Raw genomic sequence first — 19,277 nt, forward strand, 5'->3', positions numbered from 1 at the left:
AGTCGTCAGAGTCGTCAGAGTCGTCAGAGTCGTCAGAGTCGTCAGAGTCGTCAGATTTGCTTTGTTCTTCTTTATCTTTTAGATCATCACGTAACTTTTCTAGTTCTTCATATAGTTTCAATCCTAACTCACAAGCCCTAAGAGTTGAATCAACCCCAGTCGCTTCTAGAATTAAAGAATCAAAACGGTCTTTCATGTTGAAAAGAACAGTATCAGCAAGAGCAAAAAAATCATTCAATATATCAGGAATACCTTCTTGCCCAAGCTGATTAACACGAAGCTTGTTTAAAATATACATTTCAATATATGAAACGATATTAGAACCATCACCAGTCATATGCCCATCATTAACCATAAATGAATACATTTCAGCTAGCATTGCTTTTGAAAGTGGAAACTGTTTTCCAGTTTTCTCTTCCATCTGAATGTCCTCAAAGAGGTTAATAGATCGATGTAGCCTCTTTAGTTTTATTTCCGCTCTTCTCTCTTCATCTTTTGAAGAGAAACTAGCGATACCATCAGGCATTATACATTCGAAACCTGGAAGTTTTGATAAGTATTCATTTTCAAAAGTTACAGTAGTTTCAAGTTCTGTATAACGATTATGACCACCTTCATGACAGATCCAGCCGCTACATAGCTTCCAGTATTTGTCATTACTAAAGTCACCGTTTGGTAAAAAAATATTTTTAGTCCTCATGTTAATGCGTGGTGTTGCATGTGGACCCAAAAAAATTACATTGAGTTCAGGATCAGCACCAATCACACGAGCAAGATTATCTACAGCTAACTTACTACGAATAGAATTGTTTAGTTTAATAGTCATAAAACACCCATAGAATTAAATGGGCGCACCCAAGTGGGTTTGCCCACAAGGGATTAGAAGTTTCAAAAATTAAATGGAGTCGAGAAAATTACTTTTTTCTGGACTGCATCATTATTTGAGACCGGAGTTAACGGAGAAGTAGAGGTCTTAGCATGCATACCATTACTAGCAAAAGGATCAACGAATAGAGAACCAGTGTCATTAGCCAAATTGTCATCTAAATCGTTAAAACGATTTTTAATGTCGGCGATAAAACCAGTTACCAGATCGTCACCATCCATAATTTTATTCAAACGATTTGTATCACTTAACAGCAATAACCATTCGCGGAACAAACTCATGTGAAGGGGGGAATCCAAATTACCAGAAGGAAGATGGTTTAGTACGCTTTGGATAGAATCAGCAATTTTAGTTGCACGATCATCCAAAAACATAAAACTCACAACCTTATCTTTCAAATTTGACAATTTCTCTACGAAAGTCTGGTCAATTTTAGGCTTTGTGCAGGAAGCATAGATAGATTCAGCAGTCAGAGCAATATCCTGTATTAAACCAACTGAATAGCGATCACCTAAATCCTCTCCATCAATAGACATTGGTGTGAAAGGGATTGGATGGCTAATCTGGAAAAGAAACGATCTTTCGAAGTCATCTTTAGTCATACGTAATTTTTCAATTAAGTCTGCTAGTTTAGGACTTCTGTCTTTTTCCATCTGAATGTATTCCTCATAACGTTCTAGAGCATTCTGAATACCTTCCTTAAAATATTCTCGGACGGCCTCGACTTCAATTAAATACTCTTCCAGCTTAGATGTTGGGAGTATATTCATGGAGCTGAACGGAATGCAGTATTTACGTTTAAGATTACTCAATCTTGTATGAACAGCGCTTTTAAAGTTTAAAGCTTTAGTAGAAATCCATTGGACCTCGACCTTACTCACACTCGATTGGTCAGATACTTCATCTTCATCAAGAAACTGTCGTATTTCATTTGTTCTACGGCGACCCTGACAACCTTCGACATCTACCTTAATAATAACGGCACCATCTTGTAATTCAGGATTGCGGTCGATGAAACTCTTTACAGTGTTACTGATTTGAGTGGTATCAGCAATAGCAGCGATTTTGATATTAGCCATGATATTTCTCCAGTATGCACCGGAAAAATATCTCCCAAAGGGAAAATATTTCCCGGTGGGGGGGTAGGTATAATTAAAATAAACGTATCAATTACAATTGTGAAATTGAACGTGATACTTCTTCCGGGAAAAGTTGCTCAAGCAAAATTTCAGCTTTACTACATGCTTCAGAAGATAACTTAGAAGTGAATGCAATTTTAAACCCAACAGAAATTTCTTCATCAAGAACTTTGGAGGTTGAAATCCATGAAATCAATTCACGAATATCCATCACCAGTTCGTCATCTTTCAGATTGTTAAGTTCAAAAGCAACTTTTGCAAACATTCTTAAACATGAAGGTTTCAAATCAGGAAAATGAGCTTCAGCTGCACAATACATAGCTTGTTCATCAGGTCTAATCATCGGCAATATTAAAAAACGCTTAATAAATGCTGAGTCTTGAGACTGTGATGAAGCGAAACGCATATCCTCTCCACTCATGTTAGTGTTAGCTGTACCAATAAATCGGGTATAGCGATTTGCATAAATCAACTCGCCACCTTCTTTACCGGTTGCCCACGGTTTACGCTCAAGCGGCATATGAAGCTTAGCTGCCGTATCTGGGTTTATTTTATCTATCTCGTCAAGAAGAATGATATGCCCATCACGATAGCCTTGCACAAGGTCACTATAAACATACCGTGTATTTCCATTTTCTAGCGTTCTCATACCTTCAAGATCATCAATAGATAATTCATTATTGATTTGTTTGATGGTGATAGGCCAGTTCAGCATATGGCTGATATATAATGCTAACTCCGTTTTACCAGATCCAGATTCCCCTTGCAGGCAGATGCCAGCAGTTACTTCATTATTTAAAAGTAACTTCACCATACGGCGAAGAGTGACTGGGTTTGGACGATATTTACTGTTTAACGGAGCACGAAAAGGAGTAACTCTTTTGAAAATAGGTATAAAGTCATTCTCTCCAAAGCAGTCAACATTAAAGTGTTCGTTTGCACGGACAATAATGTATTCTTCTCCATCTTGGTATTCTATAGCCTTGGTTAACTCTTCAGGTTTGAAATATTTAATTTCTAAGTCAGAGTTAACATTCAAAGTTAGAACATTAGCATTGTTGTTAGCAGCAGTAGCGGGTGTCATATATAACTCCATTGGATATTTATGAAATTAAAAGTTTTTGATAATGGCTTTCGAAGTGCTGAAAAGTAATCCGTAATCAAATCCGTATACATGAGATATTACCTTGCATGCATCAGAATATAACCACTCAATATAATCAACAGCTTCGGTTTTAAGTACATAAGAATCGGTATTCTGATCCAATGTCCAGGCACCATTTTCACTTATATTTTCAAGGATAATCATTTGCTCATCGAAAATCTTTTTAAAGAGTTTCAATCTGTCAGCTATCGACCATTTAATGATCAATGATCTCCTTGTTTCACAGTATCTATCATCTAAAAAATCTGACCATTTTATCGGTCCTATAATAGGATGAGAAAATGTTAAGTTATCAGTTTCTAAAGATTTAATAAGTTTTTGTCTTGATTCTCTTGAGCATATCTCTAGAAGAAGTCGTGACTTAATAAAACCAATAATTTCATCTGGGTCATATCCAAACCGATGACACACAATTTGAAATTGTTTAGTACAATACCAATCTAACTCCAATTTTAGTTTTGGGGTTAAATATCGAAACCCATTGGCATCGATTTTATAAACCATCGATTGGTCTATATGGTATTGAACGGTTATAAAAGATGATTCCATTATCTTATAGAAGAACGTACATATATGTTCATCTGTCCAAATGAAATCGTCTAGCTCCTGGTAATCAGGGTTCAAAACATTGTTACCATGAACTTCATCGATTGAGTTTGATTCCACAGGTATATATACCTTTTCTTTAATTTCTTCATCCTCAAAGAAGAATCTGAAACTTAGTTGGTTTTCATTCCCAATCTTTCTTAATTTATTACTTAAATGCATGATAGGGTTCTCCATAGGAGAAACCCAAATGGGATTTCTCCCAATAGGGGGTTAAAAATTATTAACGTGTTAAAAACCTTGAACCGCCGAAACCTTCAATAGGCTTAGGAGCTCGGTGAATCAATTTCTGGGCCTGGACTCTTACAACTGTCAATTCACCAGAGTGAACTTTATCCGTAACCAGACAACCAGCTATCATCAGGTTATCGCCTCGAATAATCTCTTTAAACTCCTTATCATACAGGTCTTGAGGTATTTTCACTTGAATCGATGAAACTACCATTTCTATTTTACCACTTCTTTCCATTTCCTGTTTGTTATCAAGTATTAGCATAATAGTGTCATATTCATTACGAATAATAACCTTATTAACTTCACCGGAAATGCAAACAGTATTAATGTGATTTGTAAACATGTTAGGCCTCTTTCAAAAAATAAAAAGAGACCCAAAAGGAGTCTCTTTTTCTCCTTATGGATGTGTGATTAAACAAAAATTTGAAGATCATACCTTTTTATAAAGTACAACTTTTATAGTTGAACTCCATGAATAAGATAGGTATCAATTATAACTAATGAAATTCATAATAGTGGAGATTCCGAAATAGAGAATAGCAACACAAGCAGCACCTTTCAGTACTCTTGATACAGTATTATCATATTTCTGTCCAAAAGTATTATTTTCTCCAGCTTTAATTTCTTGAGCTTGATTTTTTTCCATAGCTGCTTTAGCTTTCAATTCATCATCTTTCAATGATGCTTCAAGTTTAAGCAGTCGTGGCATTAAATCTGCAACTACAAAATCAAAACCATTTACTTTGTGAATCATCATCTCGTTAAACGATAAGTCATAGTGTTTGTCTTGAAGCCCGAATTCACTCATCAAAGGCTTCAATTTACCATAAAGGTCATTGAGGTCCTCATGACGAGATTCAACGGTCTCAACAAAGTGCTGACGCTTATAAAAAACATGCACCTCATCAATAACAAGATCAAGCCATTGACTTACTTTAACAGCACCCAGCTTGGTCAGTTTATCTTTACCGAAGTGAAGAGACTCTGAAGTTACAATGGAGCTGATATTCAACTCAACAAGCTTTTCATCAAGAGATGATAAAAAAGCTTCGAGCGTTTTTTCACGTGGGATGTCGGGAAATTCTTCAAGAAGTTGTTCAGCCTCATCGAGGTTGATCTCATTAATGAAGACATCACCAACATTCACGCTGTAAATTACAGAACGTTCACAACCAACTAAATGCTTCAGTTTAGAACTTTCTTCAAGCGCCTTTAACTCAATTACACGGCTGACAGATTCTGTCATATACCAGATGTAACTCTTATCGTTATCGGTGCCTTTTTCTATTTTACAAATATCACTGCCAGTATTCGATGGTGGAATTTCTTCACCATAAAACGCTTTGGAATGAGCCATCAAAATTGAAGATTTATCAATTTTTCCAGCAGCCGGGCGTGATGGTTTGGCTGTGGTAGATTTTTTAGCACGAGTAGCAGTTGTAGCATTAGCTGTAGCAGTAGTCATTTTATATACCTTTAAGTTTATGATTAATTCATTAGAACCGTATGTCAGTTCTGTTTGAAATTGGCGAATGCCGTCATTTATCACCCTGAAGCAACAAACCGCCTGAGTTTATACTTTTCTGGCATTAGAAAGTCCGTAGAAAGTTACTTTTGAAAAAGCAAATCAGCTACGAGTTGTTGGAACACAGATGTGAGTTATCGCACCAGCGCCATTCTTTTGGAAAGAGGCTCTGGTGTCGAAACTCAAAATTGAGCTACCCATTTATGGATATCTTAGAAGGGATAAAGGTATTAAAAGTAAAGCTATTAAGAAATTTATACATCAACCTTGTATCATTGTAAACACATATCTTCACTTCCATCAATGATTGGTATTTCTTCAGATAACTCAACTACTTTCGGGAACGACTCAGTGATAAACTCTGATGGTTTTCCATGCCAGGTAATGTAAAGCTCAAGCTCTGCCCTTGTCATCCCAACAAAAAATAAACGGCGCTCCTCTTCTATTCCTTCATCACCGATAACTTTCGGTGAGGGTATTTGGTCGTGATTGCAGTTGATGATTAGAACTTTTTTCCATTCCAGTCCTTTGGAACCATGGAGCGTGCAGAGACAGATTCCGCTTTGCTCTGTTTCACTAGATTCCACTTTGTTACCCATGGTCATGCCAGCTGCAATATTTAGCATCTTAAGCCATCCATCTTTCATTGCCCAACGGTAACATGACATTAAAGAAATCCGCGTTACTGACGGATCACCTTTCGTATTGGACATCTTGTATCCGGCCATTTCTAACCATTCTTTAATTTTTTTAAAACGGTTTTCAATTTCTTCTTTGACTCGTGTATCAGTCATCATCGGTGTCATGTGCTTGTGTAGGGTTTTGGTAAGGACTGATGCATCAGGAGGTAAATCAGTTTGTTGAAAAGTAACTTTTTTGGAACTCATATGCTTCCACACAGTGTCCAAAACTTGTTCATCCTCATTGAGGAAAGATAGAACTCGTTTCATCAGACCGATGTTACCTGGCTGTCGAAAAAAGGAGAAAAGATGGAGAATGTTGCTTGGCTCTAATCCCTCCCAGAAGGATTTCCCCCCTATCCTCGTAACCGGAACTTCAAGATAACTTTCCATTTTGTCGAGTGTCGTGTTGTTTCGGCTTAAAATCGCCCAATCATAAGGGTTTTTCTCCACCAGCTCCTTGATCACATCAAATTGGTCGTCTGCGTTATCCGATCTTATAAAAGTTACTTTTCCTTTATCCCCATTTCTGCCTGACACGAGACTCTTTTCATAGCGGGCTTTGTTCTTTCTGATCACTGTATCAGCAAATTTAAGGATCAATGGTGCACACCTAAAACATTTGGTGAGGTGAAAAACGTTAGGATTATATGCTTTATCAAACTGACGAAAGATCTTAACTCCACCTGCATCTCTGAAACTGTATATTGTCTGGTCATCATCGCCAACTATTGTGGTGTTTATGCCCCTCTTTGCGTGCTCAGATATCCAGGTAAATTGAATACCATCTGTGTCCTGTACTTCATCAACAATCAGATGAGTAATACTTAAAGGCCTCATCTTATCGGCACTCAACATGCCCACTACATACTTTGAAAGTGAGTTAAAATCTGCAACATTATCCTTTTTGCAAAAGCTCATGTACTCGTTGTAGAACGCCACCTGGTCGCGTGTATATTTTATCCTGATAATGTCCGGGTTAAGCTCCCGGCCAATGCCGTCGATGAATGGCATTATGTCGTTCACACTTTCATGGTAGTTAAGATGTTTTTGTACACGGGATACCATCGCCATTTGTTTGTGTCCGATTAGAAGCCCTCCTTTCCAACCGGTCTGGTTTACCATTTTTTTTATAAAACCATGAAAGGTATCGACCTCAATACGGTTAATAAATCTCGGCTCTATCATTTTCTGGAGGCTATTTTTTAAAGAGTCTGTGGCCGCTCGGGTAAAGGTCACAAGGGATACTCTGGCCAAAGGATGACGTTGAAAAATGGCTTTTGTCCCCTCCTTCATAGTGAAAGATTTGCCACTACCAGGGCAAGCAATCACCATCGTGTTTTTATCCATATTCCGTATAACACGTTCTTGTTCTTCAGTACTTGATGACATCTTAACTCCCTCATGTTCCTGCATAAATCATGTCACATTCAGGATTTTTTTTTTGGAAATATAGGCTTTTTTGAGTTTTTTTTCATGTTTTTAAATCAATAACATTACATGCCCTTGTTTTTATCGGATGTTTATGAATTACCCATGAAACCTATGGTTGCTGTCATTACTTAAACTTTCATGGGTTTTTGTCTGGTATTTTTAATGGATTCTAAAATACCCCCTTGCACAGGAGTTTTATTATGAAATAATCGGTTTAAACAAACCACTGGGATGGATAAATGAAAAGAACCCTGACAGCTGTACTGGCCTGCTCTCTCCTTGCAGGATGCGCGACACAACCATCAAGTCCAGAAAACCGTATGTTCACCAAGATGCACGAAGTATACTGGCATGCTGATCCTCAGAAATCTGTTGCTGTTAATGCGTATTCTCTTGCCGGTGTACAAGTCAACGTAGAAGAGGCTGAGAATGCGTCTGGAGGCGTCGATGAGGGTATGGCTTCGAAAATGCTTCTGAACACTGCGACAGGTGCTATCACTGGTGGTCTCAAGGCAGGGATTGGAATGTTCACAGCTTCATTGTATAGCGAAGGTGATGCGGAATATATTCAGGTCATGCAATATGTGGTCTTTGTACCTAACGAAAAAAACTTACCGATCAACGATGATTCATTGGTAAAAGCGGGTGCTAAAACTATCATTGAGTCATTAAAAGATAAACCTCAAATCGGTGGCGCTACCTATGAAGCTCAAATGAAAGCATTGAGCGAATGTAAGATTAGCAAAGCTATTGTTGGTATGTGGGATAGTTGCGAGACAGCAAAAAATATACCTGGTTCTGGTAGCAATAAAACGCGCTTTTTCGATTTCCAGGTTATTAGACCTGCTACTGGTGATGAATTGAAAGAGATGAAACTGAATAAAGGCAATTATTCAGTGATTCGTTATATTGACTTTTTCCCTTTAGGGCTTGAATTTGATACAACCAATTTCCCGGGATTTACTTTGATGCCACAAACACCTAAAACAGCACCTGGTTATGCAAGTGTATCGATAAATGGGGGCGAGTATTATTTTATCAAAGGCAATATGGGGCATAAAGCATTCCCATTGAAAAAAGCAGTTAAATAAAAAAGGCCGGGTTTACCCGGCCTTTTGATTTAGTTTATTACATTACCTGTCGTAGGGTCCGAATATACAGACCCTACTTCACATATAGCAGGTCTTGGTAGATATGAACAGTCAACATTCTCTGCTTTAAGTGCCTGTACATTCTCCTCTCTTGCTTTTGTCATATTGACACTACCGCCCATTGAATCTAAAGCTCTCTCAGAGGGTAACTGAGCATTATCATTTTTATAAGGCCCCATATTGGCTACAGAGTTTTCTGTGAATGCCGCGTATTCATCAGGGACTTCTCCCGCTACAACTGCTGATTCAATATATTCAGTCATATCTATTTTATCCCAGTCAAGTTGCTGCACCTGTGAGATAGTTAATCCCACACAACCACTTTCTACTGGATTAATTCCTAACTGTGGATATGCCTGTTGCATTATTACTCTTGACAATAAAGAATTATAACAGCACATGTCGGTTGCTTTCTTAATGCACTTCTTAGTGAAACCAACGTTGAGATATTTAACACAACGATCTGTATCAATAACGAAACATGCACCTTGGTTTTTGTGAATTGATGCTTCCATTTCTTTTTGGTCACATGCCAATAGCATCTCTAATAACATTTTAGTTATTTGATATGCTGTATATATCCATCCGATTACGTTCAGGGCCAGCATAAAGTTTGTCACTGTCGATGAGAATACAGCTTGACCAGCCGCACTTCTGGTTTGATCAAAAACGAAGTCTCTTACAGCATCTGGCAACATATCGTAGGCCTTATTCATTAGCTGTTGCTTAATTGCAGCAAGGCCTCCTGTCTGTAAGCCGTCTTTCGTAAGCTCAGTAGCGGCCGCAGATCCTCCTCCTTCAATTGTGGAGGAGCCAATAAGTTTCGAGACGTTTCCTGCTATTGATTCATAAGCAGAAGTTAGTGGTTCTGTCACACGTTGCCACATTTGGCCCACGCTTGAAGATACACCGGAGGTCCATTGTCCGACAGCGTTCGTCATCGATGCCCACGTACCTGACTCACCACCAGTCCAGGTTGTCAGCTTGGCTGAAATTTTTTCCCAGTTTGTATTTCTGAGCATTGTCCCGGCTAAGATAATTGCCTCTAGTTTCCCAGCTGCACCTTGAGGAGCTTCACAACAATCTGTTTTTGCCAACCCGTTTACAAAGCCTACAGAACGGCCACACCATTGCTTCTCTCCGGAGAACACAATGCAACTGTTGGGGTCGTTAGGGTCACTACACATAGCATCACCCTGCATGTTCTGAACCATGCTGCTATAGGCTGCGACCTTACCGAAATCACTGTTTTGTTCATTCGCACCGGTATTACAAGTACCTCCTGAACATGGGATCATACCAACGCAGGTGTTTGCTTCGTTTGTTACTGTCACAGTCCTTGTGATTCCTTCATCACAGGTCCACTTTTGTTCGTACATGTAACACTGATTAGTAGCAGAATCGAACCATCCCTCAGCGCATGTTTGGTTGGACATAGTGCATGCAGAGTTTGTCGAGTATTTTGAACATGCATCAGGCATATTCTTTATCTGGTCATAGTTGTAACAAACCTCATTGCCATTCTCATCTTTAAGAATATTTCCTGATGCATCATACTGACATAATTTTTCTTTCCCTAAAGGATCGCAAAAATATCCTTCTAAATTAGTTTTCCAGGTTAAGTTACCTTGGTCTCCTTCATATAAAGGTGATGCATATTGCAATATCGATTGTGGTAAACGCTTAGTGCCTACATCAAGATCGGCAAAACGATCAAACCTGCAAAATGAACCTGTTTGTTTAACAACATCGTAGCAGCCTGGTGGGTCCTGTATATGTTTATCTTCAAGCTTGATATTTTCAAAAATTAGTTCTACTTCAAAGTACCCTTCACCGTTACCCCCGACCCATACAGTCGATGACATTTCAACTTCGTGGTCACTTTCTTTGTACACGGATTCTGAAACTTGGCTCGTTATATCAATAGGTTCACTTAATTTATTCGATTTATTTCTTTCCATACCATTACGTGGGGGGCCATAGCCAGGTTCGCGATATTCACCATCGATATGAGCAAAAATCTGCTTACCATCAAGATTGACTTGCATGTGGTCATCCCACTCAGCATTTACTATACTTGCTGATTTTAAGATAGCGTCCTGGTGGAAATGAAGGGTCATGCTGTTGTCATAAACACCAGCAGACCAGTAATCATTACCACGCTTCCCGAACCATACACGTATGCAATTATCGCCACATACGCTTAGGTCACCATTACCACCAGAGATGTAAACTGGTACACTAAAGTCGCGAGTAATAGTGCAACTACCATAATTATCTTTTTTAGGTGCATTGCAGTAATATTCCTTATAATCAGGAATATGTTTTTCTTTTGTTGTGGTAGTTGTCTGTGTTGAACAGTTTTGCAGCCATTGACCCGTTCCAGCTGCAGCGTTCGCTATTTCATTTCTGCCACTTGTAAACATTGGATCATTTGGCGAAATATTAGGAGCTGGATTGGATTTTGTTGCAGCCACCAGCGAACGATATGCTTGCCCATCATAACTATTTGCTGTGAATAATTGACTCTTACGAGTTTTTATATCGTTTATGAACCCTTTCTCGTCACCATAACTATCACCAGCATTAAACTGAACATCAGCATTATTTTGCTCAGAACTGTACATTTCAGCTGTATTGGTGCCAGTGATTGCGCCTCCTGGATTGGGGTTGTTACTTATTGTTATACTTCCATCTTCATTACGTGAAAGTAACTTTCCACCGTTTTCAGACCCTTTTATGTTTATACCATTACCGCTCATGTTGGGTAGCGATACCGTACCAGCTATGTCCGAACCATCGGTTTTGGCATAATTCAAAACATCATCATTTGTGAATGTTTTTCCACCATATTTACTCAGTTCCATTGACGAACTGTTGGTACTATCAAAACCATTTATTTTGTCGGTATAAGAAGGGTTTTCACTATTCTTATATTTTTCTAAAATGTCCTCTGTGGTTACTGTTGAAGTTCTGTTCGCTGCAGGATTAGAAAGATCAAAATTGTTTTCCAGTTGCTCATAAATTTCGTTTGCCGCATATACTTTCGGTGCCATCACAATATTGATAAGCGTGACATAATACGCCCAACTGAGCGTATTAGTTACGATTGACACAGCTACGGCTAAGGAAACAGCCCTTTTAAATATCATCTTGACCCCTTAACCCAGCCACCTTACGCAGCAATCGTTATAACGCCAAAGCATGTATACATAGTTATTTACACCTATACGTTTTCGTCCGCCCTTCCGTGTCGACCAGTCATGAACAGAATCACCAAGTCTATGACAACATTCCGGTCCTTCTGCTTCCGGAACGGGATACAGCATCGATAGCCTGTACTGTGATCTAGGCATGAAATAACTGAACCTGCGTTCGCACATAGCATCCTGGCCCATGGTTTTCATCAACATTCCTTGCCTGTGCAACTTGGTAATCATTCGTTGAGTTAATAATGAGGAAACCCGGACTGAATCGTCATTCGCAAAAACATGGCCGGTTAGCGGATAGAGGTTACCATCACAACCTGCACAAAAGTGGGCACTCAGATTGTCAGCCCCAGCAGTAACCTTCACACAGTCAGCTGCGCACCACATTGAAGCAATAGGATTTGCGAAAACAACTGCCTCAGGATTCAATACGAGTGTAAGCAGGTCATTTTCCCAGAGTGGATCAACTTCGCTAATGTAGGTAAGAGACGGGTCAATATAAGGCTCAGCGGTACAATCCCCCATAATGAGGAGCTTAAGCATCACTAGGATCGGAAACTCCCATAAGTGAACATCATAAAACCCTGCCTCATTACCCCCTTTGGGCCTGTTAGTTGCTCCTTTCCCCATATCGAAGCTTGAAGACTGAAGACTAACCCCTTCAAGGAATGGCGAACACCATGGTGACTGTACAACCTCTACTATTTTTACTGGTTGGAAAAACGACAGTTGCCATCCTACCTCTGGGACCCCATTTTGATCTGTGCAATAACATACGGGTTGTGACGGTGCAGCCCCTTCTGGTGAGGAGCCTACTCCCATAATGCGCATTGGAAAAATACAGCTCCAACAGATGTTTTTAATCAAACCTTTCCAAACACCGGCCGATTGACAGATTCCGCTACCCGTCTCAGCCCCAATCGCCATTCCTGGTAAAGCCAGGCTGAGCATGACAGCAGTGAATGCTGACAAAAGTAACTTTCGAATCATTGAGCCGCCTCTTTTTCTGATTGCTGATTTATACGCGTATACTCGCGTACATCTGCCTGAGCAAACTGCTGTACTTTGAAGTAGGTTCCTTCAACCGATATGATTGTAGGGGTGGACTTAATCAGGAACCGGCTAATGATTTCAGGGTTGATCTTGTACATCTGCCCATAGAACTGGCCGCGCAACTCCTCTAAATGCTTCCAGCCATCATCACGTTTGATTCGCGTAAAAATGGGCATAACTTTTCCTTCGCCGAAACGGTGACGAAACTGTATTTTGGCCCATGTCAGCTGCTCTGAATTCATTGGGTCAAAAACGATCATTGTCAGTTTCTGTGGAAATTGAGCAAGAGGATTACCCTTCTGCCCTGCAGCAGCAATGAGGTTACCTTGGTTATCTCTAATATCTTGGTTTACCTGAATAGTTGGGTCGATATACCAGATTTTATTCTCGTCAGATACCGGAAGGGACGCCATCCACTGATTTTGCCAAGTTGATTTTATAGCGTTCTTTTTAGCTGCCTCCCAGTCATATTTATTACTCCGCTCCTCAAGTTCCTGTACAATACTTTTCTCTTTTATAGGGAATGTTTGGGCGGAAACCGGGAAAGATGTTCTTTCTGGGTTTTCCTCGATCTGTTTCATGAAGTACTTGATGTTAATCGACCCACTAATTTTGTAGGTTTTATCATCTTTTCTATACACCATCGTTGGAACTTCTTTTACGCTATACTGGGTAAAACTTTCCGGATCGAGGGTGACTAAAGGTTCATTTTTTATTTTTGCTTTCGATATATAATCACGCAACACTACCTGCATCTGAATAAGATTTTCTACACCGTCCTTAAGCCCCCTGAACACCACGCGCGCATTGTTTTCTGATGCTGTTTTAATCAGGTCTATCAACACATAGTCTGGCATGCTGAATGAAGCAAATATTGTCAAACCATTATCAGTTGAAAGTTCTTCATTTTTGTTGTTATCTAATTTACGTTCGAAGTCCTGTGCAGTAATTCCCGATTTGCCAAACATTTTTTCAACGTTGGAAGACTGGGTTCGCATTGTCTCGTTTTTTGACTTGTTGATTGTGTCTGCCTCTTCAGAAAAGGCCTCTGTAGACTGATTCTTTTTTATGTCCTGCGCTATGTCACTCATTGTTTCCGCTTCACGCAGCTTACCTGTGTGTTCTATCACCGCACGTACACTGTCGGAAACAGAGCTGGGATTGTATCGAGGAGCTCCGACAATCGACTCTATGCTTTGAGTCTTTGCATGATCAATTAAGTCATCGGCATATGACAGAGATGTAGCTAACAAGCAGCTAAAAAGTAACTTTTTAATACATTCAGAAGATGGCATATGCTTTTCCTGTGATTGTCGTTTCTGGTATTGTTCCCCAAAAACGGGAATCCCATGAGTAATCGGTCTGGCCAACTACGAAAATGTGTCCAGCTGGAACCGTGATTTCACGATTCAGAAATTTCGGTTCAATATGGTATTTTTTGGCAATACGCCTTCCGTCAACCCGGAAAATACGGTCGCCGTTTTTAACGTATGTTTCTGTAATCTGGATTTTGTCCCCACCCTTACCAGCAACGATTTTTATTACCTTCTCCCCAGGTTTAATGAATCGAACATCTCTGTCCATGGTGAAGTTAATCATATCCCCAATTTCATAGCTCTTATCATATTTATCCACCATGTAATAATCAGCTGGAATACAGCCGTGCAGGAGTCCATGACCAAGAGTGAAACGGGAAAAGAACAGTTGCATTAATACCGAGATGATCACCAGGTGCAGAATCAGTGATTTATCAACTCGTAAAACACCTCTTCTATGCGGAGAAAGATATCTAAGGGACATCAACATGAGATGGGTCCTGAATGATTATTTCAGGATATTATGCCCGAAAGGAAGAGACCATTTGCTGAATAACAAGATGATTTTAATCATTTACCAAAAAAAATAGCCCCTGACTCAGGGGCTACACAAGAGAATGACTTATGTTAGTTATTCAACGTAATGAAACTTGTCGCTGAATCACCGCTGTCATCATAAGCCGTTATAGACACCACCAGCTTACCCTTATTTTGAGCTTTGGACAGTGTTGCAGTACTTCCGAACACACCACGAACCTGATCATTTACCTTCCAAACATAACTGGAAATCTTGCCGTCAGGATCACTGCATTTTGCAGTAAATGCCCAGCTCAGTTGCGTTTCAGTGTATGTCAGGTTACATGTAGGAGGCGTGTTCGGTATCACGTCAAAATCAACCACAACAACCCCTCTCTGACCCTGCGTACTGACAACGTCCATTTCCAGTTTATAACTACCTTCCATGATGTTCTCAAACGTCTGTGACCAGTAATTTTTGCCACCATCGACAGGCTTACCATTCAGCTTAAACGTTACATTGTCAATTGAGTCTGCCGAGTGGGCCAGCTTAACACTGGACCTCATGGATAGGTCCAGTGGGGCCCTCATGAACTTGTTAGAGTATTTCGGGGTAACGGTTATTTCCATCGGACTCTGTTCGTTCACGATAAAAGTGTAATCAACCCGGGCTTCATTGTTCCTGTTATCCTTCAGGACATACGTCAGCGTATGTGTACCTGATTTTGTTACCTGGAAGACTTTCGTCCCGTTATTGTCTCTGGACAGCGTCATCACATCTTTGTCGTATTGCCAGTCTTGGGTGAACTCGACCCCAGGGTAAGATACATCCACACCAGAGACTGATACGGTGAGTTCCGACGGTATCATGGTGTATTTCAGTTTTGTATTCAGGCGTGGTTCCGGGAATTTGTATACCCAAGATTTTACGCTGATTTTCCGTTTTGCTATGGTTCTGTCTTTTGCCTCCGGCATGTAGGCCTGATAGGTAAACGTTGCATACCCACGTTCATCTAACATGTCTTCGGTCAGGACGGTATCAAGAAGCCCCCCCTGTTTTACGCTGCCATCTGGGAGCACCCACTCCTCGACAACTTTAGCATCAGATGAGTACTCGATATTCGGGTTCGTGTATGTACCCTGCAAAGTAACTTTTTTACCTACCTCTACCTGCGAGTTCCCTTCAACCTTAACCGACAATTTCTTATGCTTAATGACTGTGACGCGGGCTCGGGTTTCTTTCCATGCAGATTTCCCGGCCATCTCGTCGGTTTCGGTATAGCGTACTTTTGCAAAGATATATTTGGGAACTACGGAGGACGTAATGATGTATTTTACCCCGCCCTCAGTCCATTCCTCACCATCCTCGGACCACTGAACTTCAACTGCACTACCCTGTACATCTTCATTGTTATCAGTCAGTGTCACCGGGATGCTATGCCCCTCAAGAACCTTACCAACCGATATAACAGGTTTAGGTTCCTGGTAAGCAACCACTGTAAGATTATCGGTATAAGAGACCTTGCCAGTGTATTTATTGGTCAGCTTGGCTCGGTAAAGCCACTTACCAACCTCTTTTTGTTTGATGCTTACGCTTCGAAGACCGGTCAAATCTTCAAGCGTATTCCAGGTTGATCCATTGTTACTAGACATCTGCCATTCTGTCGGACTCAGGGAGTCATAATCATCAGTACTTTTCGTTCTGAATGAGACCATTGCGGACAGAGGAACTCGGCCGACAATAAGCGATTTAGACAAACCACCCTCGAGGTCAGCACCTTTATAAACCCTGATACTAGTCGTTGAGGTCTCCCGTTTGAGTACAAAATCGTTGAACGGACTTCGTACCGTAGCCACAGCGATGATGCGGTGGCTACCCAGAGTCAGATCGTCCATGTTGAGCTCACCGGTCGCAATCCCCTCAGAGTTGACGGCCAGTTCGCCGGTCAGCGGAGTTCTCTCAGTTACCGAAACATCTTTACCGGTTTCTTCATCCGTCACCCATTTAGAAGTAACTTTGTAAACCACCACATCCCAGTTACCCATCGTGGATGCATCGTACAATGTACAGTTACAGCTGTTATTCCATTGGCCTATGTTTACCGAAACCGGTACTTTCAGGCTCGTCGCTGATTTACGCTCTGCAACTTTCATATAAGCACGAATGCTGAAGTTTGGAACAGTATAAACTTTGAGCACGCTGGATGACTTTATACTGGCTTCGTTTTCGTAGGACGCTTCGATGTTTACATTCGTTTGCGTCCATAATGGCGCTGCCGGTACTTTTATTCGTTCAGAATAAGTTACCGGCGTGTCGCCACCTGATTTATTCTTATAGGTTTTAGTTTCAGCGTCCTGGCCCTCAACCTTAGTTGTAAGGACAACGTTTGCCGGTACTGATTTTGCTAGCACCTTAGCTGCGTCCCCACCAGTGATATAAACAAGTGCTGTATCCTTACCAAGAGTCTCAACCGTTTTACTCATCTTGTAAGAAATTTCAGGTGCAAACGGTTCAACGGCTTTAACAGTTTTACGGTTATGAGTGGCAATGGCTTTAGAGCCCTTTGTATTAATTACATAGACGTTGTAGTCAAGTACGTTATCGCCAACTTTAGAGAAGTAACCTGTGAGGCCTGGAACTTTAGATTTTGAGTAAAATTCGAGACCAGATGGAACGTTGTTCCACTGAACATAACAGGCAGTTCCATAAACCGCTGTTCCGAACTGACTAAGGAACGTCTGAGCGTCTTCCTCAGTAGAAAAAATCTTACAGGTATTGCCAGATAGCTGGGTAACCAGTGAAGTGTAAGGACGGACGTAACCGTAAATCGTTGACGCAGATTCGATAGACTTCAGTGTGAAAGTCATCGGCATATAGGTGAAATCGATTGTATAGGTTTTGGATATACCATTAACGTTCTCAGCAACAACCGTCAAAGTATGGACTTTGTTAGTTTCGAGTGACGCCATCGGTTTTAACCGGTAGATCCCTTTGACGTTGGTGGGGGTGTATGAAGCCATGACATTATCAATGACAACGCTCTTGATATCGGCTACACCCTCTTCGCCCTGGAATGCAGCGATAACGATTTCATTCAGGAAGTACACCTGATCGCGCTTAACAAGCTCTGCGCCGTCCTTGAAAACGGAAACAGAAGGCTCATCAGACAGTATGAGTTTAGATTCCGGTTCGGTATAAGTGGAGTCATTACCCGCTGTATTCGAGACAGAATATGTTGCAATGTAAGAAGCGCTGGCCAGATCGCTTATATCAAAAAAATAGACAAATTTACCAGAAATTTCCTGATATCCGGCGACAGGCTGAAGTGTACGACGGGATGGGGTTGACCAAATTTTGTTAAAGTTGAGCTCCGTACCGTCATCTAAAGTAACTTTTGTCGTTGGAGAGAAACTACCGTCAGGAGCAAGCGTGAGGGACATTGCTGCTGGTTTCCACCAGTCATTGGTATCTGACCGGGCCGGAACCGAAACAGCGACAGCGATAGTCTGCGGAGCGACGTAGATATCTTTATCTCCGACCTTGAATGATCGAGCTTCTTTAGACACGTTCCAGAAAGTAGTGTCTATCGCTGGAGCGCGATAATCCCAGCTTAATCTCACCTTAGAGGTTACTGGTGGGGAGAAGTAATTATTGAACGAGTTTACGGTTACACCTACATCCCTGCTTCCGAAATCTGAACTCCCATCGCTGATGCCGACACTTCCGGTCGTTATGGAACATTTTGAGCCTCCTGCAGCAATGGCGCAGGAGGTACCAGAGCCGACAGAAGCGACCATATCGTAGTCTCGAGGTTCAACGGTGATATCAATATTTGAGAGTGTTTCGTTTTTAATGTATGACGTCAGCGTTGAACCGGAAGAACCGTTGCTCATTGACCCTTTTATAGAGGAGATCACAGGGGGAACAGGCGCAACAGTCTTGAAGTTGTACTCCCCTTCCTTGACTATGACTTTTTCACGTTCAGAACCCGAGTAGTAAACGATTTGCCAGGGTAGTTTGATCTCACCGGCGATGGCAGGAATGCCCTTCAGGGAGAAGCCATTAGCAATCGGCATGCCGGAATTATTAGGTAACCATTCAAACACACATTTCAGGCTACCAGCCGTACTTTTGACATTGGGATCAGAAGACACATCGCACCCTTCTGATACCGGAATGGCTGTAACCGTACTTTCTTTTACGAAAGCCGTATTTACTTGTGAACTGGTAGAAAATTTGACATCAGGTAATGACGTTTCTAGGGTACCGGAAACCATTATCGATTCTGCGTTTGAAAAAGCACTGAACACAGAACAGAACATCAGCAAAGAGATTTTATTAATTTTAGTCATGGAACGCTCT

Annotated in this window: 12 protein-coding genes and 1 pseudogene; 1 reads left to right on the top strand and 12 read right to left on the bottom strand. The window is 40.9% G+C overall.

Annotation, left to right across the window (positions count from 1 at the left end; genetic code table 11):
• From ABLU88_RS28390 to ABLU88_RS28420, 7 genes and pseudogenes are all read right to left on the bottom strand, one after another.
• Positions 1-826, bottom strand: a pseudogene (locus ABLU88_RS28390) (hypothetical protein); the annotation flags it as partial.
• A gap of 62 nt (positions 827-888) precedes the next feature.
• The gene (locus ABLU88_RS28395; protein ID WP_072046275.1) at positions 889-1,965 is read right to left on the bottom strand and encodes a DUF3150 domain-containing protein; all 1,077 of its coding nucleotides are present in this window, start codon (positions 1,963-1,965) and stop codon (positions 889-891) included.
• A gap of 91 nt (positions 1,966-2,056) precedes the next feature.
• Positions 2,057-3,109, bottom strand: coding sequence for an AAA family ATPase (locus ABLU88_RS28400; RefSeq protein ID WP_348838857.1), 1,053 nt, complete (start codon positions 3,107-3,109; stop codon positions 2,057-2,059).
• Between the two features lie 27 nt (positions 3,110-3,136).
• Positions 3,137-3,958: a hypothetical protein gene (locus tag ABLU88_RS28405; protein WP_348838859.1), complete on the bottom strand. Its 822-nt coding sequence runs from the start codon at positions 3,956-3,958 to the stop codon at positions 3,137-3,139.
• A gap of 61 nt (positions 3,959-4,019) precedes the next feature.
• The gene (locus tag ABLU88_RS28410) at positions 4,020-4,373 is read right to left on the bottom strand and encodes a hypothetical protein (RefSeq protein WP_072046272.1); all 354 of its coding nucleotides are present in this window, start codon (positions 4,371-4,373) and stop codon (positions 4,020-4,022) included.
• A 144-nt stretch (positions 4,374-4,517) separates the two neighbouring features.
• Positions 4,518-5,495 (bottom strand): hypothetical protein, encoded by a 978-nt coding sequence (locus ABLU88_RS28415; protein ID WP_348838862.1) that lies wholly within the window; start codon positions 5,493-5,495, stop codon positions 4,518-4,520.
• 332 nt (positions 5,496-5,827) lie between these two features.
• Positions 5,828-7,627 (bottom strand): ATP-dependent helicase, encoded by a 1,800-nt coding sequence (locus ABLU88_RS28420; RefSeq protein ID WP_348838865.1) that lies wholly within the window; start codon positions 7,625-7,627, stop codon positions 5,828-5,830.
• A 281-nt stretch (positions 7,628-7,908) separates the two neighbouring features.
• Here ABLU88_RS28420 and ABLU88_RS28425 point away from each other — a divergent pair, with 281 nt between their 5' ends.
• On the top strand, positions 7,909-8,760 hold the full coding sequence (locus tag ABLU88_RS28425) for a hypothetical protein (protein ID WP_117268378.1): 852 nt from the start codon (positions 7,909-7,911) through the stop codon (positions 8,758-8,760).
• A 29-nt stretch (positions 8,761-8,789) separates the two neighbouring features.
• On the opposite strand, the gene traN is transcribed toward ABLU88_RS28425, so the two are convergent.
• From traN to ABLU88_RS28450, 5 genes are all read right to left on the bottom strand, one after another.
• Positions 8,790-11,972, bottom strand: coding sequence for a conjugal transfer protein TraN (gene traN / locus ABLU88_RS28430; protein ID WP_348838868.1), 3,183 nt, complete (start codon positions 11,970-11,972; stop codon positions 8,790-8,792).
• Positions 11,973-11,981: 9 nt separating this feature from the next.
• Positions 11,982-13,019 carry an IncHI-type conjugal transfer protein TrhU gene (gene trhU, locus ABLU88_RS28435; protein ID WP_004026524.1) on the bottom strand — a complete coding sequence of 346 codons (1,038 nt, stop codon included), beginning with the start codon at positions 13,017-13,019 and terminating at the stop codon, positions 11,982-11,984.
• Entirely contained in the window at positions 13,016-14,377 is a 1,362-nt protein-coding gene (locus tag ABLU88_RS28440; protein WP_348838871.1) for a TrbC family F-type conjugative pilus assembly protein, read from the bottom strand. The genes trhU and ABLU88_RS28440 overlap by 4 nt, the downstream gene beginning before the upstream one ends.
• Complete coding sequence (lepB, locus tag ABLU88_RS28445; RefSeq protein ID WP_348838874.1) at positions 14,364-14,888, bottom strand: signal peptidase I; 525 nt, start codon at positions 14,886-14,888, stop codon at positions 14,364-14,366. Before lepB ends, ABLU88_RS28440 begins: the two co-directional genes overlap by 14 nt.
• A gap of 137 nt (positions 14,889-15,025) precedes the next feature.
• Complete coding sequence (locus ABLU88_RS28450; RefSeq protein ID WP_348838877.1) at positions 15,026-19,267, bottom strand: Ig-like domain-containing protein; 4,242 nt, start codon at positions 19,265-19,267, stop codon at positions 15,026-15,028.
• Between the last annotated feature and the right edge of the window lie 10 nt (positions 19,268-19,277).

Source organism: Klebsiella sp. GW_Kp182, assembly GCF_040062275.1.
Taxonomy (GTDB): domain Bacteria; phylum Pseudomonadota; class Gammaproteobacteria; order Enterobacterales; family Enterobacteriaceae; genus Klebsiella; species Klebsiella michiganensis.

Excerpts from the sequence above, each read along its gene's own strand:
- ABLU88_RS28425 (WP_117268378.1), top strand. The coding sequence starts at position 7,909 with ATGAAAAGAACCCTGACAGCTGTACTGGCCTGCTCTCTCCTTGCAGGA.
- ABLU88_RS28440 (WP_348838871.1), bottom strand. The coding sequence starts at position 14,377 with ATGCCATCTTCTGAATGTATTAAAAAGTTACTTTTTAGCTGCTTGTTA.
- lepB (WP_348838874.1), bottom strand. The coding sequence starts at position 14,888 with ATGTTGATGTCCCTTAGATATCTTTCTCCGCATAGAAGAGGTGTTTTA.
- ABLU88_RS28420 (WP_348838865.1), bottom strand. The coding sequence starts at position 7,627 with ATGTCATCAAGTACTGAAGAACAAGAACGTGTTATACGGAATATGGAT.
- ABLU88_RS28450 (WP_348838877.1), bottom strand. The coding sequence starts at position 19,267 with ATGACTAAAATTAATAAAATCTCTTTGCTGATGTTCTGTTCTGTGTTC.
- trhU (WP_004026524.1), bottom strand. The coding sequence starts at position 13,019 with ATGATTCGAAAGTTACTTTTGTCAGCATTCACTGCTGTCATGCTCAGC.
- ABLU88_RS28405 (WP_348838859.1), bottom strand. The coding sequence starts at position 3,958 with ATGCATTTAAGTAATAAATTAAGAAAGATTGGGAATGAAAACCAACTA.
- ABLU88_RS28410 (WP_072046272.1), bottom strand. The coding sequence starts at position 4,373 with ATGTTTACAAATCACATTAATACTGTTTGCATTTCCGGTGAAGTTAAT.
- traN (WP_348838868.1), bottom strand. The coding sequence starts at position 11,972 with ATGATATTTAAAAGGGCTGTTTCCTTAGCCGTAGCTGTGTCAATCGTA.
- ABLU88_RS28415 (WP_348838862.1), bottom strand. The coding sequence starts at position 5,495 with ATGACTACTGCTACAGCTAATGCTACAACTGCTACTCGTGCTAAAAAA.
- ABLU88_RS28400 (WP_348838857.1), bottom strand. The coding sequence starts at position 3,109 with ATGACACCCGCTACTGCTGCTAACAACAATGCTAATGTTCTAACTTTG.
- ABLU88_RS28395 (WP_072046275.1), bottom strand. The coding sequence starts at position 1,965 with ATGGCTAATATCAAAATCGCTGCTATTGCTGATACCACTCAAATCAGT.